We start from the raw sequence: 24,176 nt of genomic DNA, 5'->3' as shown, positions 1-24,176 counted from the left end.
TGCGGTAGCAGCGGCGGCCCGGCCGGTGGCGGGCGGCCTGGTGGTCATTGGGCAGAGTGGCCCGGTTTGACCCGGGGAATCTGCTGGGTGCGCGGGTTGCGCTGCCTGTCCCGCTGTTCACGCAGTTTGTCCTTGACCTTGTCCCGCGGGGACTCGTGCGAGCCGGGCCCGGAGTCCTCGTGGGTCCGCAGTTCCTCCTGCGCTTCCAGGAGGTCTTCGAGGAGGGAGCGCAGCTCGGCCCGGACATAGTCGCGGGTGGCTACCTCGCGCAGCGCGATCCGCAGGGAGGCCAGCTCCCGGGTCAGGTACTCGGTGTCAGAGAGGTTCCGCTCGGCGCGCTGGCGGTCCTGCTGCAGCGAGACGCGGTCGCGGTCATCCTGCCGGTTCTGCGCCAGCAGCAGCAGCGGCGCAGCGTAGGAGGCCTGCAGCGACAGCATCAGGGTCAGTAGGGTGAAGCCAAGGTCCCTGGAGTCGAACTGCCAGTCAGCGGGCGCCCAGGTGTTCCATCCCAGCCAGAAGATGCAGAAGATGGTCATATAGACCAGGAACTGTGGCGTTCCCATGAACCGGGCGAACGCCTCGGTGGCGTGGCCGAACGCATCGGGGTCGGGACGGAACGTGGGCAGGATCCGCTGCCTGCCGCTCAGGGGTGTATCCAGGCTGCCTTTTGATTCCGCTTTGGCCGGGTTGCGCTGGTTGAGGTTCTTGGGAGCGCTGTTATCAGCCAATGCGGCCACCGAGCTTTCTTATCGGGGCTTCGCCATCATGGGCGCGCCAGTCGTCCGGCAACAAGTGATCCAATACGTCATCAACAGTCACCGCCCCCACAAGCCGGCCGGCGTCATTGACCACCGGGAGGGAGTTCAGGTTATAGGTAGCCAGGGTCCGTGCCACTTCGCTGATGTGGGCTTGGTCGGACAGTGGCTCAAGGTTTTTGTCCACCAGGTTTCCCAGTGCCTCGAACGGCGGGAAGCGCAGCAGCTGCTGGATGTGGACCACGCCCAGGAAGCGGCCCGTGGGCGTTTCCAGCGGCGGCCGGGCGATGAAGATCGACGACGCCAGTGCGGGGGAGAGTTCTTCCCGCCGGACGTGGGCCAGGGCTTCGGCCACCGTTGCCTCCGGTGGAAGGATCACCGGCACGGGGGTCATCAGGCCGCCGGCGGTGTCCTCGTCGTATTCCAGCAGGCGGCGCACGTCCTCGGCCCCTTCGGGCTCCATGAGCTGGAGGAGTTCTTCCGCCTGGGCTGACGGGAGTTCACCCAGGAGGTCGGCGGCGTCGTCAGGGTCCATCTCCTCCAGGACATCGGCGGCGCGCTGGAGGTCCAGTGCGGAAAGGATCTCCACCTGGTCGTCCTCGGGCAGCTCCTGGAGGACGTCGGCGAGCCGTTCGTCCTGCAGTTCGCTGGCCACTTCGAAGCGGCGCTTGTCGCTCATCTCCTGCAGTGCTTCGGCGAAGTCGGCCGGTTTGAGGTCCTCGTGGTTGGCAACGAACTGCGTGGCCGCCTGCGGTTCGGTGCGCGGGCCCTGCTGGGCGTCCGCCCAGTCGATGATCAGGGTCTCGTTGCGGCGCAACCGGCTCAAGGGGGAGAGGGAGTGCCCGCGGCGGACGAAGAGCTTGCTGACGAACCAGTCGCGGGACCTGTGCTGGTCCATGGCGATGTCCTCGATGGTGGCGTCGCCGCTGCCGTCACGGAGGGTGACGCGGCGGTCGAACATCTCGGCCACCACCAGCGTTTCCGCCCCGCGCTGTTCAAACCGGCGCAGGTTGACCAGGCCGGTGCAGATGACCTGCGTCTGGTCGATCGAGGTGATGCGGGTCATGGGTACGAACACGCGCTTCTTGCCGGGAACTTCGACGACGATGCCCACCACGTGCGGGGCTCCCTGGGTTCCCCGGGACAGCACAACAACATCGCGCAACCGGCCCAGCCGGTCGCCCAGCGGGTCGAAGACGTCGAGGCCCAGGAGGCGTGCCACGAAGACGCGGGTAGGTGTTGTGCTCACCACTACAGGCTACCGAGTCTGCTCTCTTTTAGCTGAATTTACAGGCGGCACCCACCTTCATGGGCAAGAATGGGTTTATGTCGAACATTTTTGGTGGTCCCAAGCCCGGCGCCGCGAACGGACCGGATGATGCCCGGGCTGTTCCCACCGGCGACACCGTTGGCTCCTACACTTCCTACCTCGACGCCCAGAAAGCGGTCGACTACCTTGCGGACCAGCAGTTCCCGGTCCAGATGGTGTCCATCGTGGGCAACGAGCTGAAGATGGTGGAGCGCGTCACGGGGCGCCTGAGCTACCCGCGCGTGGCGCTCTCCGGTGCCCTGAGCGGCATGTGGTTCGGCCTGTTCGTGGGCGTCATGCTCTCCTTCTTCGCCCCGTCGCCCGGATACTTCTCCATCATGACCTCGGTGCTGATGGGTGCGGCGTTCTTCATGCTCTTCGGCATCGTCACCTACGCCATGCAGCGCGGCAAGCGGGACTTCACGTCCACCAGCCAGGTGGTGGCCACCAACTATGACGTGATCGTGGCCCCCGAGGCAGCCCACGAGGCCCGCCGCCTCCTGCAGCAGCTGCCCATGTCCCGTTCGGATGCGGCGTCGGGCCACGGACCGTACACCCAGCACGACTACTACAACCAGCAGCAGCACCAGCAGCCCGGGCAGCAGCAGGGACAGGGCCCGGCCCGCCCCGCCGGCTGGAACGATCCCTACGGCCAGAGGTCGGCCGGCCAGGGTGGACCAACGCAGGGAGGCCACGGGTACCCGGAGGACGGCAGCCAGCAGCACAGCGGCCAGCAGCCGGCGCAGCACTACGACGGCGGCCAGCAGCACGCCGACCAGCAGCCGGTCCGGTCCGCAATTCGCTACCCGGACCTGCCCGACGGCCGCCCGCAGTATGGCGTCCGCGTACCGCAGGGTCCGGCCGCGGGACAACCGGGGATGGGCGACACTGCGGGAGGCCCTGCTGAACACCGGGCAGGCGACCACGCGCAGGACGGCACCGACCATCCGGCTGATACCGCTTATGGTGCGGAGGGCGGGCAGCACCGGGGCGAGCACCGCCAGTAACCGCACCGGTGCTTCCGGGACCACGGGTCCAGGCGCATCACGGGGAACTGGTACCGACACAACAGAGCGGGGCCGCTGGAATGCATCCGGCGGTCCCGCTCTTTGTTGCCTGGGCGCTTCCTAGGCCTCTTCGGTACGGTAGATCCCGGCCATCCAGTCCTCCACGTCCTCCGCATTGCGCGGCAGGGCGGCACTGAGGTTGACGGGGCCGTCGGCGGTCATGAGGATGTCGTCCTCGATCCTGACGCCGATGCCCCGGTATTCCGCGGGGATGGCGAGGTCTTCCTTCTTGAAGTACAGGCCGGGTTCGATGGTGAACACCATGCCCTCGGTCAGGACGCCGTCGAGGTAGAGTTCCCGCTTGGCCTGGGCACAGTCATGGACATCCAGGCCCAGGTGGTGGCTGGTGCCGTGCGGCATCCAGCGGCGGTGCTGCTGGCCTTCCGGGCTGATGGCTTCCTCCACGCTGACGGGCAGGATTCCCCAGTCGGCCAGGCGCTCGGCCAGGACCGTGGTGGCTGCGGTATGGATGTCGCGGAACTTCGTCCCGGGCTGCGCGGCGGCGAATCCGGCATCGGCGGCGTCGAGTACCGCCTGGTAGACCTTGCGCTGGATGTCGCTGAAGGTGCCGCTGGCGGGAAGGGTCCGGGTGATGTCCGCCGTGTAGAGCGAGTCGGCCTCGACGCCGGCGTCCAGGAGCAGGAGTTCGCCGGCGTGGATCCGGCCCGTGTTGCGGGTCCAGTGCAGCACGGTGGCGTTGTTGCCGGACGCTGCGATCGTGTCATAGCCCAGTTCGTTGCCCACTTCGCGGGCGCGGGCGAAGAAGGCACCCTCCACCACGCGTTCGCCGCGGGCATGCGTGAGGGCCCGGGGCAGGGCCTTGACCACCTCTTCGAATCCTTCGACCGTGGCGGACACCGCAATCTTCATCTGCTCGATTTCCCATTCATCCTTGAGCAGGCGCAATTCGGACAGGGCTTCGCTGAGCTTCTCGTCCAGGGCGTCGAGCACTTCAAGGTCCAGGTTCTCGGGGTCCTTGGCCGTGTTGTACCGGGCCGTGTCCACCAGTGCGTCGATGTTCTCGTCAACCTTGCGGACAAGGCGGATGGAGATCCCGCCGATCTCCGGGGCGCCCACATCCTTCGTGATGGCCGTTTCCAGCTGGTCGATGTGCGCGGTGGCCAGTCGCAGCCGGGCCTCGAACTCTTCGAGGGTGGGGCGGGCCCCAATCCAGAACTCGCCGGAGCGGGAGTCCGCATAGAACTGTTCCGTATCCCGGCCGGCCAGCGGCCGGAAGTAGAGGGTGGCAGTGTGGTTCGCGCCGTCGTCGCCCCTTCCCTCTTCCACCGGTTCCAGGATCAGGACCGCGTCCGGCTCGTGGTCCAGGCCGAGGCCTGCCAGGTGCGCGAAGCCCGAGTGCGGGCGGAAGCGGTAGTCGCAGTCGTTGGAACGGACCTTGAGCGGCCCCGCGGGGATGACCAGGCGTTCGCCCTTGAACTGGGCCGAGATGGCCTTGCGCCGGGTTGCGGCGTAAGCGGCGACGGCGTCGCGCTGGGGAAGCTCCTGGGTGGAGGGCGCCCAGTTGCTGGCCATGAAGGCCTTGAAGGCGTTGGAACTGGGCCGCTGGGAGCGGTTGTTGACGCGGTCCTCCAGCGGCTGGGAAGCAGAGTTTTGGGTGTTTTCGGCATCGTTCACGGCACCATCGTCTCACCAGCGTCCCGGCTAAGCGAACAGGCCTCCCCGGTCTCCCGCCGCCGGTCCACTACGCTGGATAAGTGAGGATTGACCTGCATGCCCACTCCAACGTCTCCGACGGCACCGAGACCCCGGCCGATGTCATGGCCTCGGCTGTCCGCGCGGGACTGGACGTGGTGGCGCTGACGGACCATGATTCAACGGCAGGCTGGGCGGAAGCCACCGCGGCCGCAGCCACGTACGGGGTGGCCCTGGTACCGGGCATGGAAGTCTCCTGCCGGACGGAGGAAGGCATCAGCGTCCACCTCCTGAGCTACCTGCACGACCCCACCCATCCCGGGCTCCTCGAGGAGATCACCAAGGCGAAGGACTCGCGCCTGACGCGCGCCGAACGCATGGTCACCATCCTCGCCGAGGACTACCCGCTCACCTGGGACGACGTCATCCACCATGTCGCGCCGGGAGCCACCCTCGGCCGGCCGCACATCGCCGACGCCCTCGTCGCCGCGGGGGTAGTTGAGGACCGTTCCGAGGCGTTCGCGTCCATTCTCACCTCCCGGTCCCGCTACTTCATCCCGCACTACGCCCCGGACCCGGCCACCGCCGTCGAGCTTGTCCGTGCCGCCGGCGGCGTGCCGGTGTTTGCCCACCCCGTAGCCTCCGCCCGGGGACGGATCGTGGGGGAGCGGACCTACCGGGAAATGATCGACGCCGGCCTGGCCGGCCTGGAGATCGACCACCGGGACAATCCGGAAGAGGGACGGGACTTCCTGCGCAGGCTCGCTGCCCGGCATGGCCTGCTGATCACGGGATCCTCCGACTACCACGGCACCGGTAAGCCCAACCTGCTAGGCGAAAATCTCACGGCACCGGACATGCTGGCGCGGATCGAGGAACAGGGCACGGGAGCAGCCGTCGTCCGGCCCTAGGCTGCAGGAGGGCTAACCGGCCGGCAGGAATGAGGTCAGCGTGGCATGCGCACCCAGCCGCTTGGCCATGATGTCGATGGCCGGCTGGTTCTGGTCCACGCACACGAACTTCCGGCCGAGCTTGGCGGCAACTGCCCCCAAGGTGCCCGAGCCGGCGAAAAAGTCCAGGCACCAGTCACCGGGACGCGACGAAGCTGCGACGACGCGGCGGACCAGGCCCTCCGGTTTCTGGGTGGGGTAGCCGGTCTTTTCCTTGCCGGTGGGCGAGACGATGGTGTGCCACCAGACGTCCGTGGGCAGCTTGCCCAGTTCCCGCTTGGCAGGGGTCACCAGGCCCGGCGCCATGTACGGTTCACGGTCCACCTCGGCGTTGTCGAAGTGGTACTTCGCCGGGTTCTTCACGTAGACCAGGATGTTGTCGTGCTTGGTGGGCCACCGGTTCTTCGCCCGGGCACCGTAGTCATATGCCCAGATGATCTCGTTCAGGAAGCATTCCCGGCCGAAGATGGCATCCAGCATGACCTTGGCATAGTGCACCTCGCGGTAGTCCAGATGCAGGTACAGGCTGCCGTCATCGGCCAGCAGGCGCCACGCTTCCACCAGCCGGGGCTCCAGGAAGGACCAGTAATCGCTGAACGCATCATCGTAGCGGTGCAGGGCGCCCTTGATGGTGTCGTAGGAGCGGCCCTTGAACCCCACCCGGTCCCCGCTGCCTTCGGCGTTGACCACCATTTTGGTTTCCCGGCGCGTCTGTGGCCGGCCCGTGTTGAAGGGCGGGTCCACGTAAATCAGTGTGAAGGCGCCGTCCGGCAGCGTGGGGAGGTACGCCGCGTTGTCCGCGTGCACCACCAGGCTGCCGCCGTCCGGCGCCCAAACAGTGTCAGTCATCGGGGCAGTTAGCCCTCGGAGTTGCCAGGCTGCGTGCCCTTGTCGGCACCGGCCACCACTTCGCCGTTCCGGCGGCGGGTGCGGGTGCGGGTGCGGCGGGCGCGGTTCGGTTTTTCGCCGTCGGTTGCGGCGGCCTCGCCGGCGGGCGCGGTCTCCGGGGTCGATGTACGACGACGGCGCTCGCCCTGGCGGCCGGCCGAGTCGCTGCTGCGGCCACCTTCGCGGCTGCCGCCCTTGCCGGCGTCGGCCTTTCCGCGGCCGCGTCCGTCCCGGTCGCGGGTCCGGCCCGCGTCACGGCCGCCGCGGCTGTTCTTCTTCCCGGTCTCGCCGAGGTCCTCGAGGACTTCGGCGTCGACGCCGGCCAGGGTCCGCTTGTCCCGGGGAAGGCGGCCCTTGGTGCCTTCGGGAATGTCAAGATCGGTGAACAGGTGCGGCGAGGACGAGTAGGTTTCCACGGGCTCGGGCACATTCAGGCCAAGGGCCTTGTTGATCAGGGCCCAGCGGGGAACATCGTCCCAGTCGACGAACGTGACGGCCGTGCCCTTGTTGCCGGCGCGGCCGGTGCGGCCCACCCGGTGCAGGTAGATCTTCTCGTCCTCCACGCACTGGTAGTTGATGACGTGGGTGACGTCCTCGACGTCGATGCCACGGGCGGCGACGTCGGTGGCCACCAGGACATCGACCTTGTTGTTCCGGAAGGCGCGCAGCGCCTGCTCGCGGGCTCCCTGGCCCAGGTCGCCGTGGATGGCGGCGGCGGCGAACCCGCGGTCCACCAGTTCCTCGGCCACCTTGGCGGCGGTGCGCTTGGTCTTGGTGAAGATGATGGTCCGCCCGCGGCCTCGGGCCTGCAGGATGCGCGCCACCACTTCGGTCTTGTCCATGCTGTGGGCACGGTAGATCAGCTGGCGGATGTCGCGTTTGGTCAGGCCCTCGTCCTCCGGATCCGCGGCGCGGATGTGCGTGGGCTGGGTCATGTACCGGCGCGCCATGGCGATGACGGGGCCGGGCATCGTGGCGGAGAAAAGGAGGGTCTGGCGGACGGCGGGCGTGGCCGCGATCAGCGTCTCCACATCCGGCAGGAAGCCCAGGTCCAGCATTTCATCGGCTTCGTCCAGCACCACGATCTTGACGTTCTTGAGGCTCAGGTGCTTCTGCTTGTAGAGGTCGATCAACCGGCCGGGGGTACCAACCACCACCTCGACGCCCTGCTTCAATGCCTCCACCTGGGGCTCGTAGGCGCGGCCGCCGTAGATGGTGGTGATCCTGGCGTTCCGCTTCCGCGCAGCCGTCTGGAGATCGTTCGCAACCTGGACGGCCAGCTCACGGGTGGGCACAATGACCAATGCCTGCGGCGCCCCCGGAACGGCCAGCTTGGCGTAGCCGGGGTCGTCCTGGCCGATCACGCGCTGCAGCGCCGGAATGCCGAAGCCCAGGGTCTTGCCGGTGCCGGTTTTGGCCTGGCCGATGATGTCGTGGCCGCCCAGGGCCACCGGCAGGGTCATCGCCTGGATGGGGAAGGGGTGGGTGATGCCGGCGTCGGCCAGGGATTCGACGATGTCCGGGCGGACGTTGTAGTCGGCGAAGGACTTCTCCGCGATTTCGTGCGGCTTTTCGTCCGAGATGATGGTTTCTTCCGGCTCGATGGTTTCCGTGCCGGACACATCGCTCAGGAGCTGGTGGGTATGCAATTCACTCACAGGGGAGTTTCCTTATTCATTTGGGCAATGGCGCTGCCTGCTCAACGGGCCGGCCAAAGCTGGCCGCTCCGGAGCACGCTCAGGCGCGCAAGCGATTCCAGTGGAAGCCGATCGCGGGCTATCTAATGCTGGCACTGGTGACCAACGGGTACTTCTCAAGATCGCGTAGGGGCGGGCTTGTTGGTTTCAAATCAAGGAAATCAACGACCGGGCATCCAGTTCTACCCTCCCAGTCTAGCCGTAAGGGCACAAAAACACGGTTTCGGCCCTCCCTGGGAGCCGCCTGCCGCTCAGGAAACGAGCTCGAAGTGGATCTGCCGGGTGGTGATATCGGAGGAAACGAGCCGCACCCGGACCTTGGTGCCGGACTCCAGTTCGCCGGCGCACCGTGCGGTCACCGCCGGTTCGGCAATCTGGATAATCCCGGAACTGCCGCCATTGCCGTTCTTTCCATTCCCGTTGCCGTTCTGCGGCTTGGATCCGGAAATGACGATCGCATCGAACTCCTGCCCGATGTGGTTGAGCAGCAGCGCCGCCTCCACGGTATCCAGGGCCAGGCGCTCCATTCGTGACGCCAGCTGGTCCGAGCCGGCCATGATGCCCGGAAGCAGGGGCAGGGCTTCGCGCGCCCAGCCGGGAACTTCGCCGCCGTTGCTCAGGGCCTCGCAGATGACCAGCACGAACCGGTCCACCAGGCGGCGCAGCGGCGCCGTGGTGTGGGCGTAGGCGGCGCCGATGGCGGACTGGATGCCGTCTTCGGGGACGGTTCCGTCGAAGGCGGTGTAGGAGGCGCCGCGGAACAGCATGCCGGCCGAATGCATGATGGCCAGCTGGCGGGGGTCTGTGGGATCGAGCGACCGCAGGTATTCGCCGTAGCTGACGTGCCCGTCCCAGGGCTTGCCCAGCACCTCGGTCTGCAGCCGGAAGTGCCGCAGCGACCGCTCGTCAGGGGCAGGCATGGTCCGCAGGATGCCCACTTTGCCCTCCAGCATGAGCTGCGCGGCGGCCATTCCGGTCATCAACGAGATCTGCGCGTTCCAGTCCTCGACGGGAAGCTGCGGAACGGCGTCAATCCGGTAGCCGCCGTCCGGCAGCTGGACGATTTCCTGCTCGGGCATGTTCAGGCTGGCGCCCTCGCGCGCCCGTTCCAGTGCTACCCGCTTCAGGCCCACCTCGCGGAGCAGCCGCAGGACGGGAGGCGCGGTCCCGGCGTCGAGGTCTGCCTGGGCGCCCTTGTAGCTGAGCTTGTCGCGGCTGCGGACCCGTGCCCGCCGGACGCCCACGGTCAGTACCGACGCGTCGCCGTCGAGCGTGAAGTCCCAGACGAAAGCCGAACACTCCTGGCCGGGCAGCAGGCTGCCGGCCCCCTCGCTGATCACCTCCGGATGCAGCGGGATCCGACCGTCCGGAGCGTAGAACGTCTGCCCGCGGCGCCGGGTTTCGGCATCCAGCGGACCGCCAGGCGCAACGAAGGCGGGGACGTCGGCGATGGCGTACATGACCCGGTAGCCGTCCCCGTCCAGTTCGATAAACACGGCCTGGTCCAGGTCGGTGGAGGACGCCGGATCGATGGTGACGAATTCGACGGTGGTCAGGTCGTAGGACGGCAGCGTCAACGCCGCGACGGCGGCCCGGGCGTCTTCCACGGCGTCGGCCGGGTACGGGCCCGGCAGCTCAAGTTCGGTCCGCAGCAGGCCCAACGCCTCTTCCAAGGCGTTCCTGTGGTCATGGACGTTGGGGGCCAACCGATGATGTGACACAAAATTCAGCCTAGCCCCAAGTTCCGGGATTAAGCAGGCTCAGCCGTCCAGCGCGCCAAGGAGCGAGGCAGCAGCCGCCGCGGGGTCGGGGGCCTCGGTGATGGCGCGCACCACGACGATCCGGCGTGCACTGGCCTCCACCACCTCGCGGACGTTTCCGAGGTCGATGCCGCCGATGGCGAACCACGGCACGGGATCCCCGGCCTGCGCCGAGGCGCCGGCGGCGTACTTGACCAATTCGGGCCCGACGGCGGCCCTGCCGGGTTTGGTGGGGGTGGCCCACACGGGCCCCACGCAGAAGTAGTCCAGCCCGGACGGGCCGCCGGTTGCCTCGAGGGCCGCGTCGACCTGGCCGGTGGTGTGGCTGGAGAGGCCGATGGCGGCGTTGCCGTTGACCAGGGTCCGCGCCGCGGCCAGCGGAAGGTCCTTTTGGCCGATGTGGAACACCGGTGCCCCGGACAGGACGGCGATGTCGGCGCGGTCATTGACGGCCCAGAGTTTCCCGTGCCGCACCGCGGTCTCCTTCAATGCCGCCAGAAGGTCCAGTTCCTCGGCGGCCTCGATGGTCTTGTCGCGCAGCTGGATGATGTCCACGCCGCCGGCAAACGCGGCGTCCACGAACTCCGCGAAGTCGCCCCGGGCGGTCCGTGCATCGGTGCACAGGTACAGGCGGGCCGCCTTGAGGGCGTCGTTGTGGCCGGCGTTGGCGACTTCGGCATGGGGCACGTCAGCAGCCGGGGCGTGGGAACCTGCCGGGAAGGAGGGGGTGGTCGCATTCATGCCTGCAAGCCTAGTTCCTCTAAACTGGGCACGTACTGCGGGAGCCCGCGGCAGCTGTCACAAAGCGCCGGGCTGAGAGGGCGTCAGAGCCGACCGCTTGACCTGATCCGGTTAATGCCGGCGTAGGGAAGGAACCACATGAGCACTCCTGTTGACCATCGTGCCGGGCCGTCCGGCGCCCCCGGTTCCATGGTCCGCGCGGACGTCGCCGTCATCGGCGGCGGAGTGGTGGGCCATGGCATCGCCTGGGAGGCGCAGCGCTCCGGCCGTTCCGTTGCCCTGATCGATGACGCGCCCGGAAGCGGTGCCAGCTGGGCCGCCGCAGGAATGCTGGCCCCCGTCAGCGAACTGCACTACCAGGAGGAGGACCTCCTGGAACTGATGCTTGACGCTTCCTCCCGCTGGCCCGGTTTCGCCGCAGGCATCGCCGAAGCCACCGGTGCGGATTCCGGATACCTCACGACGTCGACACTCGCCGTGGGTGCCGACGCCGCGGACCGCCGCGCACTGATGGACCTCCGCGGGGTACAGCAGGCCAACGGACTGTCCGTGGAACCCCTGACCGTACGGGAAGCCCGCAAACGCGAGCCGCTCCTCAGCCCCGCGATAGCCTGCGCCCTGGACACGCCCGCTGACCACCAGGTTGATCCCCGCCGCCTGGTGGCTGCCCTGCGGCAGGCCCTCGCCGGCGCCGTCCGCGGGATGCCCGGCCTGGCGGCGGCAGGGGCGGGGGACGGGTATGCCGTGCCGGACCGGGCAGCCGGCCTGCTCTGGGAGGGTGGAACCGTCGTCGGCGCCAGCCTCGCCGGCGGCGGCACCGTCCTGGCAACGGAAACTATCGTGGCCAACGGGCTGCAGGCAGGGGACCTTGGCGGCCTGCCCGACGGGCTGGAGTTGCCCCTGCGCCCTGTGCACGGCGACATCCTGCGGCTCGCCGTTCCCCGCCACCTCCAGCCCCTGGTGACGTCCACCGTGCGCGGGCTGGTTCACGGCGTCCCCGTCTACATCGTTCCCCGGCAGGACGGGACCGTGGTCATCGGCGCCACCCAGCGCGAGGACGCCCTGTCCGATGCCGTCAGCGCCGGAGGCGTCTACCAGCTGTTGCGCGATGCCCAGGCGCTGGTGCCCGCCGTTGCCGAACTGGAGCTGCTGGAGTGCACCGCCAGGGCCCGGCCCGGAACCCCCGACAACGCGCCGCTGCTGGGCCGTGTGCCTGCGCCCCCCGGATCCGCGGGAACCAAGGCCGGTGACGTCCCGGGACTCATCATCGCCACCGGGTTCTTCCGGCACGGGGTGCTGCTCACCCCCGCGGCCGCAGCCATCTGCGCCGGCTTGCTGGACGGGCGTGCCGATCCGCGCTGGGCGCCTTTCAGCCCGGAGCGGTTCTCGCGTCCGGCCGCTGCCCGCACAAACCACCACACCAAGGAGACAGCGTGAACATCACCCTGAACGGAAACACCCACACGGTGGCGGACGGCGCCTCCATCACCACCCTCGTCAGCCAGGTCACCGGACGCCCGCTGGCGCCTAACGGCCAGGCGACGGACGGCGGGAAGCTGGGGGTCGCCGTCGCCCATAATGCGCAGGTGGTGCCGCGCAGCCAATGGTTCGCCACGGCGCTCGCCGAGGGCGACGACATCGAACTTGTCACGGCAGTACAGGGAGGCTGACACCATGACCGAAACCAGCACCATCAACCCGGCCGGGAATCCCGGCGCCGCTGACGCCCTGGTGATTGACGGCGTCGCCCTTGGATCCCGCCTGATCATGGGTACCGGCGGGGCACCGAGCCTGGACGGACTGGGCGCTGCGCTCCTGGCCTCCGGCACCGCCTTGACCACCGTGGCCATGCGCCGCTACTCGACGGCGGAAACCGGCTCGCTGTTCCAGCTGCTGGTGGACCACGGGATCCGCGTGCTGCCCAACACCGCAGGCTGCTTCACGGCCAGGGACGCCGTCCTCACGGCGGAGCTTGCCCGGGAGGCATTGGAGACCGACTGGGTGAAGCTGGAAGTCATTGCCGACGAGCAGACACTGCTGCCCGATGCCGTGGAATTGGTGGAGGCCACGGAACAGCTGGTCAACCGGGGGTTCAAGGTCTTCGCCTACACCAACGACGACCCCGTGCTGGCGCTGCGGCTGGAGAACCTTGGCGCCACCGCGGTCATGCCGCTCGGCGCCCCGATCGGGACGGGCCTGGGAATCCTGAACCCGCACAACATCGAGCTCATCGTGTCCCGCGCCTCGGTGCCGGTGGTGCTGGACGCCGGCATTGGCACGGCCTCGGACGCGGCGCTGGCCATGGAGCTGGGCTGCGACGCCGTCCTGCTGGCCACGGCCGTGACGCGGGCGCAGAACCCCGCACTCATGGGCGAGGCGTTCAAGCACGCAGTTCTCGCCGGCAGGATGGCCCGGGCAGCCGGGCGCATCCCGCGCCGGGAACACGCCCTCGCCTCGTCCGCGATGGAGGGCCGGGCGGAGTTCCTCTGACACCGTACATACGCGTGTGGCCACCACCCGGCAGGGTGGTGGCCACACGCGTATGTACTAACCTGCAGGCGGTCAGCGCCGCAGGATGGCGGTCAGGCGTTCCGTATCGCGGCGGGCACGGGAGCGGCCCAGGAAAACGACGACGGCGATCGCCGCGGCGACGCCCAGGACCATCGGCAGGACCCAGGGAAGCCAGGTGGTTCCCGGCAGGTAGCCCAAGCCTGCGGTCATCAGGATGATCCACGCCAATGCCGCAACACCCGCGGCCACACCGGCCGGCAAGGCCGCGCCGTACTTGGAGTGCCGCTTGTCATTGGCCCAGACAACGAAGCCTGCAGCGACGGTTGCCAGCACCACGATGGTCAGCGAAAGCATGGATCTCCTTGAAAAACGGCGGGCCTGCAGCAGGCCAGGACTAGAACTGGCCGAAACCTACGCGCCGGACCTCTTCGGCCCCGATTTCCACGTAGGCAAGCGCGTTGCCCGGAACAATGATCAGGCGTCCCTTGTCATCCTTCAGGCGCAGTTCGCTGCCCTCGTTAATGGCTTCGCCAACAACCTTGGCCACGGTCTCCGCATCCTGGGTCGATTCCAGCACGATTTCGCGGCCAACGTTCTGAACGCCGATCTTAATCTCCAAGGGGGCCTCCCAGCCTGTGAAAGTACTCGTGTTTCTCTACGAGGTGTTGTCTTATTTGTAGTCTAGGACTCTTTGGGGAAGCGAGAGATTCCGCGCCAAGCTAAACGGTAGATGAGGTCACTGGCCACATCGAGGTCCAGGTTCCCATCCGTTTCCAGCCAGTACCGGGCGCTGACCTGCGCCATCCCGGCCAGCCCGCGGCCCAGCAGTTCGGCTTCCAGGTGGGGGAGCTTGGTGTCCTCGGCAATCACCCGGGCGATGGCGTCGGCGAAGGTCCGGTTAAAGGTTTCCAGCCTCGAGCTGACGTCGGGATCGTTGATCAGGTCGGATTCGAACACCAGGCGGTGGGCCTGGTCGTCATTGGCGATGAAATGGAAGTAGGCGCGCATGACGGCCTGGACGCGTTCATCGTTGTCCGTGGTGGAGTTCAGGGCGCCCAGCATTAATTCAGTGAGCGACGCCAGGTGGCTTTCCAGCAGCGCGAGGTAGAGGTCGCGCTTGGACGGGAAGTGCTGGTACAGCACCGGTTTGCTCACGTGCGCGGTCTCTGCGATCTCGTCCATCGCAGCGCCGTGGTAGCCGTTGGCTACGAACACCTCCTGGGCCGCGGCAAGGAGTTGTGCGCGGCGCTCATCCCGGGGCAGCCGGGCGGACCGCTGGCCTGCGGGGCGGGAGGGAGCTTGCGGTTCGGCGGCGGTCGGGCGGTCGGCCCGTGCTTCAGGGACCACAGTTGTCCTTCTTTCCATTGCAGTTACCCTTCACTTTACTGCGGGGTAATATGACCCGGCGGTATCCCGGGGCATACATTGAAGTATGGCTTCGTCTTTCACCGCAAATGTTGCGTCACCCTCCCTGGATCCGCTGGTGGAACCGGCCGCCGACCTTACTGCCGCCGAGGTCGAAAGATACTCCCGGCACCTGATCATTCCCGAGATCGGCGCCCTCGGGCAGCGGCGGCTCAAGAACGCCAGGGTGCTGGTAATCGGCGCCGGCGGACTGGGAGCACCCGCGCTGCTCTACCTCGCCGCGGCCGGGGTGGGAACCATCGGCATCATCGACGACGACGTCGTGGACCTGAGCAACCTGCAGCGCCAGGTGATCCACGGTGTCAGCGATGTGGGCCGGCCCAAGATCGAATCGGCGCGCGACGCGATCGCCGAACTGAACCCGCTGGTGGACGTCCGGCTGCACAACGTGCGCCTGGACGCATCCAACGCCCTGGATCTGTTCAGCGGCTATGACCTCATCCTCGACGGTGCCGACAACTTCGCCACCCGCTATCTGGTCAACGACGCCGCCGCCATCCTCGGCAAACCGTACGTGTGGGGCTCCATCTTCCGCTTTGACGGCCAGGTCAGCGTCTTCTGGGAGAGGCATGGACCCACCTACCGGGACCTGTACCCCGAGGCCCCGCCCGCCGGTTCCGTTCCGTCCTGTGGCGAGGGCGGGGTCTTTGGCATGTTGTGCGCCGCCGTGGGATCGCTCATGGTGACCGAAGCGGTGAAGCTGATCACCGGCGTCGGGCGCTCTTTGCTGGGCCGCGTGGCCCTCTTCGACGCGCTGGGCGGCAGTTGGCGCGAGATCCGGGTAGCGAAGGATCCGGCTGCCGAACCCATCACCGAACTCACCGACTATGAGGCGTTCTGCGGCATCGCCCCGGCGGCCGCGTCGGACGCCGGGCACACGGTCACCGCCACCCAGCTCGCCACCATGCTGGCCTCGCGCGAAGCCGGGCTGAAGGACTTTGAACTGGTGGACGTCAGGGAATCGGGGGAGTACGACATCGTCCGGATCGACGGGGCAAAACTGATCCCGCAGGGACGGATCCTGGCCGGCGAGGCCTGGGACGAACTTCCGCAGGACCGGGACATCGTGTTCCACTGCAAGGCCGGTACGCGGTCCGCGAATGTGCTGGCGGCCGCCCGGGAAGCCGGCTACCAGCGGGTCAGCCACCTCGACGGCGGGATCCTGGCCTGGGTGCGCGACGTGGAACCCCAGAAGCCGGTCTACTGACCGGGATGCCCCATCACCTTTAGCGGTTTTTTGAGAAACGCCGCATCACTTCCCTGAAGAAAGTGATGGGGCGTTTCCGATTTAGGGGCAAATGGTGATGGGGCGTCGGGGAAAGGACTCAGGCGGTTTCGCGGCCTTTGTGGTCCACCGGGCATTCGGCCTCGGTCACGGCGGGGGAGTTGGTTGCCGCCGCGGGCTGCTCGACGGTGATGCCGTACAGGGCCTCCAGCGCCGCCACGTAGTCGTCCTGTTGGCCGTTGGCCGCGAGTTCGCGGGCGCGGACCGTGGGGACGTGCAGCAACTGCTTGACCATGCGGCGCAGCGCGAACTCGACTTCTTCAGCGGCAGCGGTGCAACCGTGGCGGGCGCGCACCTTTTCCATCTCCGCGTCCAGCACGCTCATGGTGTGGCGCCGCAGGGCAACGATGGCGGAGTCCACGGAGCGGGCTTCGCGCTCCTGCTCGAAGGCCTTCGCGGCACCCTTGACGATGCCGCTGGCCTGGGTGAGGGATTCCGCCTGCTCCTGCGGGGCGGCCAGGCGCACCGATTCCAGGGTCAGCAGTTCAACGCCGTCCAGTTCGCCGACGGCGGGATCGAAATCGTGGGTGAGGGCCAGGTCGATGGCGATCAGGGGCTGCGGCGACTCCGCGCGGACCTGGGCCAGTTCATCGGCCTCGACCCGGGTGTCCGAGCCGCTGCAGCCGATCATGACGTCGGCAGCAGCCACCGCCGGGCGCAGGGACTCCGCGTCCAGGGCAGCGCCGCCGCGGGACGCCACGAACCCTTCGGCCCGGCCGGAAGAGGAGAAAACGGAGATGTCGGTGCAGCCGCGCTCACGCAGCAGGGCCATGGTGGCGCCGGCGTAGGCGCCGGTGCCGAACAGGACAACCTTCTTCGTTGACCAGTCCGGGTTCTCGGAAAGATCAGTGGCGAGGTCCAGCGCCACCGAAACGATGGACAGGCCCCGTGAACCGAGGGCAGTCTGTGCGCCCACGTCCTTGGCGGTTTTGGATGCCGCCTGGAAGAGCCGGACCAGTCCGGCGCTGGCAGTGCCGTCGTGCTGTGCGGTGATGAGGGCGCGGCGCACCTGACCGGCGATCTCGCGCTCACCGACGACGGCGGAGTCCAGCCCCGCGCTGACGGCAAACAAGTGCTGGGTCACCTCGGGCCCGGTGCGGGTGCTGAAGGAGCGGGACACGAGGGGTTCTGCCAGGCCGCTGGCCTCGCTGATCCGCGAGACGAGGGCCGCCCGGGCCGCTTCGACGTCGTTCGGATTCGCGGCCTCGCCGTAAATCTCGTAACGGTTGCAGGTGGCCAGGACCACTGCGCCGGCGACGGCTGGTGATTCGGTGAGCGCGGAAGCGGCAATCCCGGAGGAACCGTTGCTCAACTGAGCAACGGTTTCAAGATCGATGTCGGCGTGTGTAGCCACCAATGAAAAAAGAACCACAGCAGACCAATCATAGCTTTTTCGTCGCCCGGTAGAACAACCGCCGGAAAGGATAGTCGCCACAGTGGGGCGTGATCCCTGCCACCTCCGGGATTCACGGGGCTCCAGCGACAGGCTGCCGTTATCTTTTGCGGTTCTTTTTGGGCACAATCAAAGGCATGACTCCTAGCCCTGCCGTCTCCGCTGCCGGCGCCCTCGCCGCAGACCATCCACTGATGGACGGCCGCACAGCAGACTCCCCGCTGATCACGGCCTACCGCGGCGGCAAGCCATCCCGCCGTCCCGTCTGGTTCATGCGGCAGGCCGGCCGCTCGCTGCCGGAGTACCTGAAGGTACGCGAGGGAATTGCCATGCTGGACTCCTGCCTTCGGCCGGAACTGGCCTCCGAGATCACGCTCCAGCCCGTCCGCCGGCATGACGTGGACGCCGGGATCTTCTTTTCGGACATTGTCATCCCCTTGAAGCTTGCCGGCGTGGGCGTGGACATTGTGCCCGGGGTGGGGCCGGTCCTCGATAAGCCCGTGCGCACCGCCGCCGACGTCGCGGCCCTCCCGCAGCTGACGTGGGAGGCCCTGGAACCCATCAGGGAAGCCGTACGCCTCACGGTGGCCGAACTGGGCAGGACGCCTCTGATCGGTTTCGCCGGGGCACCGTTCACCCTGGCCGCCTACATGGTGGAAGGGAAGCCGTCCCGCGACCACCTGGGCCCGCGGACCATGATGCACGCCGACCCGGAGACGTGGAGCGCGCTGGCCAACTGGGCCGCCGACGCCTCAGGCATGTTCCTCCAGGCGCAGCTGGAGGCGGGCGCCTCCGCCGCCCAGCTCTTCGACTCCTGGGCGGGCTCGCTGGGGCTGGCCGATTACACCAAATACGTTGCCCCGGCGTCGGCCCGTGCCCTGGACCATGTCCGCCACCTTGGGGCACCGCTGATCCATTTCGGCACCGGCACCTCCGAACTCCTCGTTGCAATGCGGGACGTGGGGGTGGACGTAGTGGGCGTCGACTACCGGCTGCCGCTGGATGAAGCAAACCGCCGCCTCGGCGGGACGGTGCCGCTGCAGGGAAACATCGACCCCGCGTTGCTGTCAGCACCCTGGAACATCCTGGAAGCGCACGTCCGCGAGGTCATCGCTGCAGGCTCCGACGCACCCGGCCACGTCCTGAACCTGGGGCACGGCGTACCGCCCGAGACGGACCCCGACGTCCTCACCCGGGTTGTGGAGCTCATCCACTCCATCTCGCCGGCTTAACCCGTGGGCAGCTCCCCGGCAACACCCGGCAAGGCGCTGGTGGTGGGCGGCGGGATCTCCGGGCTGCTCTCCGCCCGGGAACTCGCAGCGGCCGGCCATGAGGTGACCGTCCTGGAGGCCGGGACGGCGTGGGGCGGCTGCGTGGGCAGCCACGTGGTGGCCGGCCTCACCCTGGACAGCGGTGCCGAGTCCTTCGCCACCAGGTCCGACGCCGTCGCCCGGCTCTGCACGGAACTGGGCCTTGGCGGGAAGATCGTTCCCCCGCGCCCCGGTGGCGCATGGGTACAGCTTCCGGACGGGCCACGCGAGCTGCCACGGACCGGCGTCCTGGGCATTCCCGCCAATCCCTGGGACCCTGAGGTCCGGCGCACCCTGGGCATCCTCGGCTCGCTGCGCGCCTCCGTGGACCGCCTCCTGCCCGCCTCCGTCGGTGCCGGGGCGGGCGTCACCAGCGTCGCCGCGCTGGTCCGGGCCAGGATGGGGCCGCGGGTACTGGAACGGCTGGTTTCCCCGGTGGTGGGCGGCGTCCACTCCGCCGATCCCGGACTGCTCGACGTCGACATGGTGGCTCCGGGCCTCCGTGCCGGACTGCGCCAGCACGGTTCCCTCGCTGCCGCGGTCTCGGCGCAGCGGCGCCGTGCGGGGGGCCCCGGGCAGCCGCAGCAGCCTGGCCAGCCTGCTAAAGCCGGATCCGCCGTCGCCGGACTCGAAGGCGGCATGCACATCCTGGTGGATGCCTTGGTGGCGGATCTCCAACGCCGGGGTGTGGTCCTTGTGCCGGGCACTGCCGCGACGGCGGTCTCCCGCACCCCTGGCGGCTGGCGCGTCGACGCCGGCGGGGCGTCCTTCAGCGCCGCACTCCTGGTCATGGCCGTGGAGGGACCGGCCGCCGTCGAACTCCTGGAACATGCCGTCCCTGCAATCTCCGGCAGGAAGCCCGCGTCCGGGCCGGACGTCAAGCTGGTCACACTGGTCCTGGACAAACCGGACCTGGACGGGCGGCCGCGTGGAACCGGGATCCTGGTGGCCCCGCAAACGCCAGGGATCGAAGCGAAGGCGCTCACGCACGCCACGGGAAAATGGGATTGGCTGGCTGCTGCCGCCGGGCCGGGACGCCACGTGGTGCGCCTTTCCTACGGCCGTGTCGATGGAGCCTCGGCGCAGCCCTCCGGACCGCAAACGGATGATGAGCTGTTCGCCGCGGCCCTGCGCGACGCCTCCGCCCTGTTGAACGTCCCCCTCACGGAGGAGGACGTCCGGGGCTGGGACGTCGTGCGGTGGCGCGGAGCGCTGCCCTTTGCCGCCGTGGGACACCGTGCCCGGGCCGCCGGGATCCGGGACGCCTGCAGCGCTGCCGGCGGGCTGGCCGTCGTGGGCGGATGGGTGGCCGGGAACGGCCTGGCAGCTGTGGTGGCCGACACACGGGCGCAAATCGCCCAACTCACCGCCGCCTGAGCATTCCTGCTGGTCAGGGCGCCGAACCCGGGCCTGCTGCACCCGCGCAGCGCCCGGGACGGCGTCCTGTCCAGTTTCCAATCGGCCAAGCCTTCTGGTTAGGGTCGATGACTATGGTTCAACACAGGTCCGAGCTTTCAATGTCCCGGACCGGTATCCATGGGGGAATCCGGCGCGGCACCGCAGCAGCGGCCGTCGGAGCGGTACTGGTTCTTTCCACCGGCGTCCAGGCGTCCTTGGCTGACGACGCGGTCCCGCCTCCGCAGGACCCGGCAGCACAAGCCCCCGCCTGGCATGGAGGCCAGGCCACCGGCGAATCGACGGCCACGGCCACCCCGGCACCCCGGACATCTTCGACGCTGCTCCCGTTGCCCGGCTCGCTGCTTCCCACGATTTCCGCTTCCCTGTCCGCTGGCTCGACCTCCACTCCGTCGCCGGCTCCTACCACCTCCGGGACGCCCCTGGCGCCCGGACCACAAACCTCAGCCGCAGCCACGCCGACGGCGTCCGCGGCTCCTCGCGGGTCCGGGTCCGCCACGGCTGCCGCCCCTGGAACCGGTACTTCGACAGCGGCGGGCGGCCCTGCTCCGGCGGCCGCTGCCCCGTCCGCTGGAACCGCGCCGGAAGCAGCCGGGGGAGGTCCCGCCCCGCTGTCCGGGACGCAGGCCACCATGCCGGGGTTCGGTGAAGCATCAGCAGGCGCTGCCGCGGCCTCCGACGCCACCGGGACCGGCGGGACTGCCGCGGGGGACAACGCACCGGCTGCGGGCCCGGTGTCCACGCCGGCCTCCGCCCTGCCAACGTCGTTGTCCATCAACGCGCGCCAGTCGCAGCCCACCCGCGCGCCGCAAGCCGCCGCCGCACCGGAAGGGCCGGGGCAGGCAGTTTCCTCCACCGGCCCACTGCCCGGCGTACCCGATGCCATGGTGTGGCTGGGCGCCGGACTGGTGGGCGTAGGTGCCGCTGCCGGGCTGGTATTCCTGCGCATGCGCCGCCCCTGAGGGCGCCATGCCGGGCGGCCTGCTGCACTCGGGAAGGTGACTTTGGTCACTTCTACGAGCTGTAGAACTCTTCGGTTTCGTCTTGGGGGCAGGGAAGGGGCAAACTTGTAACCATGAGCCACACTTCTGCCGAATCTGTCACTAAAACCGAAGAATCAGCCGAGCAGTTCTTTACCCTCTGGACGGTATTCAAGCGGTCGGAGTCAGTGGTCCGCAGCGCGGATGCCGCCGCCGACTTCGAAGCGCTGCTCGAGCGTCTCGCCGCCGCCGGTGTCACGCACCGGGGCAGCTACGACGTCTCGGCCATGCGCGCCGACGCCGACGTCATGGTGTGGCTCCACGGACCCAAGCCGGAGGCGCTGCAGCAGGCCATCCGCGACATCCGCCGCAGCACCCTCTTTGCCGGCACTGAGATCGTCTGGTCCGCCATGGGCGTCCACCGCGAAGCGGAGTTCGCCAAGAACCACACGCCCGCCTACTCCCGCGGCGTCGCGCCGGCCGAGTGGCTCTGCGTCTACCCGTTCGTCCGCTCCTACGAGTGGTACATCCTCCCTGAGGCCGAACGCGGCAAGATGCTCCGCGACCACGGCCTGCTGGGACGCGACTTCCCGCAGGTCATCTCCAACACCGTTTCCTCCTTCGCCCTGGGCGACTGGGAGTGGATCCTGGGCCTGGAAGCGCCGGAGCTCGTGGACCTGGTGGACCTGATGCGCCACCTGCGGGCCACGGAGGCGCGCAACCACGTGCGCGAGGAGATTCCCTTCTACACGGGACGCCGTATCTCTGCCGACGAGGTTGCCGAGGTGCTGGCATGAGCCCCGAACAGCAGGTAACCGCCGCCGTCAACCCGGTCACCGAAGCAGGACGCATGGCGCCCAAGAATTACGACGCCGTCCTGCTCGCCTCCTTCGGCGGCCCGGAAGGCCAGGAGGACGTCATTCCGTTCCTCCGCAACGTCACCCGGGGCCGCGGCATCCCCGATGAGCGGCTTGAGGAAGTCTCCCACCACTACCGCGCCAACGGCGGCGTCAGCCCCATCAACCAGCAGAACCGCGAGCTGAAGGCCGCCCTGGAGGCCGAACTGGCTGCCCGCGGCATCGAGTTGCCTGTGCTGTGGGGCAACCGCAACTGGGCCCCCTACATCCCGGAGACGCTGCAGGAAGCGTACGACGCCGGCCACCGCCGGGTGCTGATGCTCACCACCAGTGCCTACTCCTGCTACTCCAGCTGCCGCCAGTACCGCGAAGACATCGGCATGGCCCTGACGGAGACCGGCCTGGACGGCAAGCTCGAGGTGGACAAGGTCCGCCAGTACTTCGACCACCCCGGGTTCGTGGAGCCCTTTGTGGAAGGCACCGCTGCAGGCCTTGCGGAGGTCCGCGCCACGCTGGCCGAAGCCGGAACGCCCGACGCCCCCGTGCACATCCTGTTCGCCACCCACTCCATCCCCACCCGCGACGCCGAAGCGGCGGGCCGGTCCGAGGGTGAGCCGCGGGAGTTCGAGGAAGGGTCCGCCTATGTGGCCCAGCACCTCGCCAATGCCGCTGCCGTCATGGAGCGCGTCCAGGGCGAATCCGGGCTGACCGCACCCTGGTCCCTGGTGTACCAGTCCCGTTCGGGCGCCCCGCACGTGCCGTGGCTCGAACCGGACATCAATGACGCCATCGAGGAACTGGCCGGTCAGGGCGCCAAGGGCATCGTGATCGTTCCCCTCGGCTTCGTCAGTGACCACATGGAAGTTGTCTGGGACCTGGACACCGAGGCAATGGAAACCTGCGCCAACCTGGGCCTGGCCGCTACCCGTGTCCCCACCCCCGGGACACACCGGAAGTTCGTCGACGGCCTGGTGGACCTCATCTGCGAACGGACGGTGGCCAACAACATCAGCGATCGCCCGGCCCTGACGGATCTTGGTCCCTGGTACGACGTCTGCCGTCCCGGATGCTGCGCAAACTTCCGCGGCGAAAAGCCCACCATCGCAGGGGCTGACACCACCGTGGGTACGGGCCATGACCCGTACCCGTCCGGCGCCGCCGGGGAAACGGCCCAGCCGTGACGGTCCGGATTGGAACACGCGCCAGCAAGCTGGCGCTGACCCAGACCCAGCAGACCGCCGACCAGCTGTCCGCCGTCGGAGGTTTTCCGGTGGAACTGGTGCACGTGCGCACCGACGGCGACGTCCTGACGGGGTCGCTGTCCCAAATGGGCGGCACAGGCGTCTTTGTCGCCGCCCTGCGCGACGCCCTGCTGCGCGATGAGTGCGATGTTGCCGTGCACTCGCTCAAGGACCTGCCGACCGGCGCCGCAGTGGGGCTCAGCCTTGCCGCCACCCCGCGCCGCGTGGACGTCCGCGACGTCCTGTGCGCCCGCGACGGCCTCAAGCTGGCAGACCTTCCGGCAGGGGCCCGCGTCGGCACCGGGTCGCCCCGGCGCGCAGCCCAGTTGCGGGCCGCCCGCGCCGACCTGGACATTGTGGACATCCGCGGCAACGTGGACACCCGCCTGGGCCGAGTTCCCGGATTGCCCGGCAATTCCACGGACCAGGTAGTGCCCGGCAAGTCCTGCGACCTGGATGCTGTGGTCCTCGCCGCGGCAGGCCTGGAGCGGATCGGCCGGCTGGACGTGGTTTCGGAGTACCTCGAAACCGATGTCATGCTGCCCGCGGCCGGCCAGGGCTCCCTGGCCATTGAGTGCCGCACGGCCGATGCTCCGCCGAAGCCGGGATCACGCGAAGGCTCCCAGGCGGTCCTGGCCCAGGCCCTTGCCGCGCTCGATGATCCCGACACCCGCCTGGCGGTCACCGCCGAACGTGCCCTGCTGGCCCGGCTCGAGGCGGGCTGCGCAGCGCCCGTTGGGGCCTATGCCTACCGCAAGGGCAGCATGCTGCACCTTGAAGCCGTGGTGTGCGCCGTGGACGGCACCGCCACCGTGCGGGACAAGCGGGCCACCGACGGGCTGACGGAAGTGGGAGCAACCCTGCTGGGCATCGAACTCGCTGAGCTGCTCCTTGCCGCGGGCGCCGCCGACATCGCCGACCTGCAGGCGTCCTGACCT

At 68.5% G+C, this 24,176-nt stretch carries 23 protein-coding genes and 1 riboswitch; of the genes, 12 read left to right on the top strand and 11 right to left on the bottom strand.

Annotated features, from left to right (window positions below; translation table 11 throughout):
* Window positions 1-44: 44 nt before the first annotated feature.
* Complete coding sequence (locus ACFVTD_RS01690) at window positions 45-737, bottom strand: DUF1003 domain-containing protein (RefSeq protein ID WP_387557165.1); 693 nt, start codon at window positions 735-737, stop codon at window positions 45-47.
* On the bottom strand, window positions 721-2,004 hold the full coding sequence (locus ACFVTD_RS01685; protein ID WP_387557162.1) for a magnesium transporter MgtE N-terminal domain-containing protein: 1,284 nt from the start codon (window positions 2,002-2,004) through the stop codon (window positions 721-723). Before ACFVTD_RS01685 ends, ACFVTD_RS01690 begins: the two co-directional genes overlap by 17 nt.
* Window positions 2,005-2,081: 77 nt before the next feature.
* Here ACFVTD_RS01685 and ACFVTD_RS01680 point away from each other — a divergent pair, with 77 nt between their 5' ends.
* Window positions 2,082-3,071 carry a general stress protein gene (locus tag ACFVTD_RS01680; RefSeq protein WP_387557159.1) on the top strand — a complete coding sequence of 330 codons (990 nt, stop codon included), beginning with the start codon at window positions 2,082-2,084 and terminating at the stop codon, window positions 3,069-3,071.
* A gap of 120 nt (window positions 3,072-3,191) precedes the next feature.
* Here the strand turns inward: ACFVTD_RS01680 and ACFVTD_RS01675 are convergent, their stop codons facing one another.
* Entirely contained in the window at window positions 3,192-4,766 is a 1,575-nt protein-coding gene (locus ACFVTD_RS01675) for an aminopeptidase P family protein (RefSeq protein ID WP_387557156.1), read from the bottom strand.
* 80 nt (window positions 4,767-4,846) lie between these two features.
* Between ACFVTD_RS01675 and ACFVTD_RS01670 the strand changes: the two genes are divergently transcribed.
* Window positions 4,847-5,695, top strand: a complete 849-nt coding sequence (locus ACFVTD_RS01670; RefSeq protein ID WP_387557153.1) for a PHP domain-containing protein — start codon at window positions 4,847-4,849, stop codon at window positions 5,693-5,695.
* A 12-nt stretch (window positions 5,696-5,707) separates the two neighbouring features.
* On the opposite strand, the gene ACFVTD_RS01665 is transcribed toward ACFVTD_RS01670, so the two are convergent.
* From ACFVTD_RS01665 to thiE, 4 genes are all read right to left on the bottom strand, one after another.
* Entirely contained in the window at window positions 5,708-6,583 is an 876-nt protein-coding gene (locus tag ACFVTD_RS01665) for a DNA-methyltransferase (RefSeq protein WP_387557150.1), read from the bottom strand.
* Window positions 6,584-6,591: 8 nt separating this feature from the next.
* Entirely contained in the window at window positions 6,592-8,280 is a 1,689-nt protein-coding gene (locus ACFVTD_RS01660; RefSeq protein WP_387557147.1) for a DEAD/DEAH box helicase, read from the bottom strand.
* 290 nt (window positions 8,281-8,570) lie between these two features.
* Window positions 8,571-10,040: an RNB domain-containing ribonuclease gene (locus ACFVTD_RS01655; RefSeq protein WP_387557144.1), complete on the bottom strand. Its 1,470-nt coding sequence runs from the start codon at window positions 10,038-10,040 to the stop codon at window positions 8,571-8,573.
* A gap of 39 nt (window positions 10,041-10,079) precedes the next feature.
* Entirely contained in the window at window positions 10,080-10,820 is a 741-nt protein-coding gene (gene thiE, locus ACFVTD_RS01650) for a thiamine phosphate synthase (RefSeq protein WP_387557141.1), read from the bottom strand.
* Between the two features lie 27 nt (window positions 10,821-10,847).
* Window positions 10,848-10,966, top strand: a riboswitch (TPP riboswitch).
* Here thiE and ACFVTD_RS01645 point away from each other — a divergent pair.
* The 3 genes from ACFVTD_RS01645 (at window position 10,959) to ACFVTD_RS01635 (ending at window position 13,310) form a co-directional block, all read left to right on the top strand.
* Complete coding sequence (locus ACFVTD_RS01645) at window positions 10,959-12,257, top strand: FAD-dependent oxidoreductase (protein ID WP_387557138.1); 1,299 nt, start codon at window positions 10,959-10,961, stop codon at window positions 12,255-12,257. (Overlaps the previous riboswitch by 8 nt.)
* Window positions 12,254-12,490 (top strand): sulfur carrier protein ThiS, encoded by a 237-nt coding sequence (gene thiS, locus ACFVTD_RS01640; protein ID WP_175316478.1) that lies wholly within the window; start codon window positions 12,254-12,256, stop codon window positions 12,488-12,490. Before ACFVTD_RS01645 ends, thiS begins: the two co-directional genes overlap by 4 nt.
* A 4-nt stretch (window positions 12,491-12,494) precedes the next feature.
* Window positions 12,495-13,310, top strand: coding sequence for a thiazole synthase (locus ACFVTD_RS01635; protein ID WP_387557135.1), 816 nt, complete (start codon window positions 12,495-12,497; stop codon window positions 13,308-13,310).
* Between the two features lie 72 nt (window positions 13,311-13,382).
* Here ACFVTD_RS01635 and ACFVTD_RS01630 read toward each other — a convergent pair whose 3' ends face one another.
* From ACFVTD_RS01630 to ACFVTD_RS01620, 3 genes are all read right to left on the bottom strand, one after another.
* Window positions 13,383-13,685, bottom strand: coding sequence for a hypothetical protein (locus ACFVTD_RS01630; protein ID WP_387557132.1), 303 nt, complete (start codon window positions 13,683-13,685; stop codon window positions 13,383-13,385).
* Window positions 13,686-13,725: 40 nt separating this feature from the next.
* Window positions 13,726-13,950, bottom strand: coding sequence for a DUF3107 domain-containing protein (locus ACFVTD_RS01625; protein WP_159631504.1), 225 nt, complete (start codon window positions 13,948-13,950; stop codon window positions 13,726-13,728).
* A 62-nt stretch (window positions 13,951-14,012) separates the two neighbouring features.
* Window positions 14,013-14,678, bottom strand: coding sequence for a TetR/AcrR family transcriptional regulator (locus ACFVTD_RS01620; protein ID WP_387557128.1), 666 nt, complete (start codon window positions 14,676-14,678; stop codon window positions 14,013-14,015).
* An 85-nt stretch (window positions 14,679-14,763) separates the two neighbouring features.
* On the opposite strand from ACFVTD_RS01620, the gene moeB reads away from it, so the two are divergent.
* Window positions 14,764-15,963, top strand: a complete 1,200-nt coding sequence (gene moeB, locus ACFVTD_RS01615) for a molybdopterin-synthase adenylyltransferase MoeB (protein WP_387557125.1) — start codon at window positions 14,764-14,766, stop codon at window positions 15,961-15,963.
* Window positions 15,964-16,081: 118 nt separating this feature from the next.
* On the opposite strand, the gene ACFVTD_RS01610 is transcribed toward moeB, so the two are convergent.
* Window positions 16,082-17,413 carry a glutamyl-tRNA reductase gene (locus tag ACFVTD_RS01610; RefSeq protein ID WP_387557122.1) on the bottom strand — a complete coding sequence of 444 codons (1,332 nt, stop codon included), beginning with the start codon at window positions 17,411-17,413 and terminating at the stop codon, window positions 16,082-16,084.
* Between the two features lie 158 nt (window positions 17,414-17,571).
* On the opposite strand from ACFVTD_RS01610, the gene hemE reads away from it, so the two are divergent.
* The 6 genes from hemE to hemC all read left to right on the top strand — a co-directional run bounded on the left by hemE (window position 17,572) and on the right by hemC (window position 24,173).
* Window positions 17,572-18,666, top strand: coding sequence for a uroporphyrinogen decarboxylase (hemE, locus tag ACFVTD_RS01605; RefSeq protein WP_387557119.1), 1,095 nt, complete (start codon window positions 17,572-17,574; stop codon window positions 18,664-18,666).
* A gap of 3 nt (window positions 18,667-18,669) precedes the next feature.
* Window positions 18,670-20,121, top strand: a complete 1,452-nt coding sequence (gene hemG, locus ACFVTD_RS01600; RefSeq protein ID WP_387557117.1) for a protoporphyrinogen oxidase — start codon at window positions 18,670-18,672, stop codon at window positions 20,119-20,121.
* A gap of 140 nt (window positions 20,122-20,261) precedes the next feature.
* Window positions 20,262-21,122 (top strand): hypothetical protein, encoded by an 861-nt coding sequence (locus ACFVTD_RS01595; RefSeq protein WP_387557114.1) that lies wholly within the window; start codon window positions 20,262-20,264, stop codon window positions 21,120-21,122.
* 113 nt (window positions 21,123-21,235) lie between these two features.
* Entirely contained in the window at window positions 21,236-21,937 is a 702-nt protein-coding gene (hemQ, locus tag ACFVTD_RS01590) for a hydrogen peroxide-dependent heme synthase (protein WP_387557111.1), read from the top strand.
* Window positions 21,934-23,178, top strand: coding sequence for a ferrochelatase (locus ACFVTD_RS01585; RefSeq protein ID WP_387557108.1), 1,245 nt, complete (start codon window positions 21,934-21,936; stop codon window positions 23,176-23,178). The genes hemQ and ACFVTD_RS01585 overlap by 4 nt, the downstream gene beginning before the upstream one ends.
* A complete protein-coding gene (gene hemC / locus ACFVTD_RS01580; RefSeq protein ID WP_387557105.1) occupies window positions 23,175-24,173 on the top strand; it encodes a hydroxymethylbilane synthase in 999 nt (332 codons plus the stop codon). The genes ACFVTD_RS01585 and hemC overlap by 4 nt, the downstream gene beginning before the upstream one ends.
* Window positions 24,174-24,176 lie beyond the last annotated feature (3 nt).

This window comes from Pseudarthrobacter sp. NPDC058119, assembly GCF_042884655.1.
In the GTDB taxonomy this organism is placed as follows: Bacteria; Actinomycetota; Actinomycetes; order Actinomycetales; family Micrococcaceae; genus Arthrobacter.
Note: the sequence above shows the minus strand (reverse complement) of the source record. Positions and strands in the feature narration are given on the sequence as shown.

Bases quoted from the DNA above. Each gene is read 5' to 3' on its own strand.
- ACFVTD_RS01585 (WP_387557108.1), top strand. From the start codon at position 21,934: ATGAGCCCCGAACAGCAGGTAACCGCCGCCGTCAACCCGGTCACCGAA.
- ACFVTD_RS01665 (WP_387557150.1), bottom strand. From the start codon at position 6,583: ATGACTGACACTGTTTGGGCGCCGGACGGCGGCAGCCTGGTGGTGCAC.
- ACFVTD_RS01595 (WP_387557114.1), top strand. From the start codon at position 20,262: ATGTCCCGGACCGGTATCCATGGGGGAATCCGGCGCGGCACCGCAGCA.
- ACFVTD_RS01645 (WP_387557138.1), top strand. From the start codon at position 10,959: ATGAGCACTCCTGTTGACCATCGTGCCGGGCCGTCCGGCGCCCCCGGT.
- ACFVTD_RS01680 (WP_387557159.1), top strand. From the start codon at position 2,082: ATGTCGAACATTTTTGGTGGTCCCAAGCCCGGCGCCGCGAACGGACCG.
- thiE (WP_387557141.1), bottom strand. From the start codon at position 10,820: ATGAATGCGACCACCCCCTCCTTCCCGGCAGGTTCCCACGCCCCGGCT.
- hemE (WP_387557119.1), top strand. From the start codon at position 17,572: ATGACTCCTAGCCCTGCCGTCTCCGCTGCCGGCGCCCTCGCCGCAGAC.
- hemQ (WP_387557111.1), top strand. From the start codon at position 21,236: ATGAGCCACACTTCTGCCGAATCTGTCACTAAAACCGAAGAATCAGCC.
- ACFVTD_RS01630 (WP_387557132.1), bottom strand. From the start codon at position 13,685: ATGCTTTCGCTGACCATCGTGGTGCTGGCAACCGTCGCTGCAGGCTTC.
- ACFVTD_RS01635 (WP_387557135.1), top strand. From the start codon at position 12,495: ATGACCGAAACCAGCACCATCAACCCGGCCGGGAATCCCGGCGCCGCT.
- moeB (WP_387557125.1), top strand. From the start codon at position 14,764: ATGGCTTCGTCTTTCACCGCAAATGTTGCGTCACCCTCCCTGGATCCG.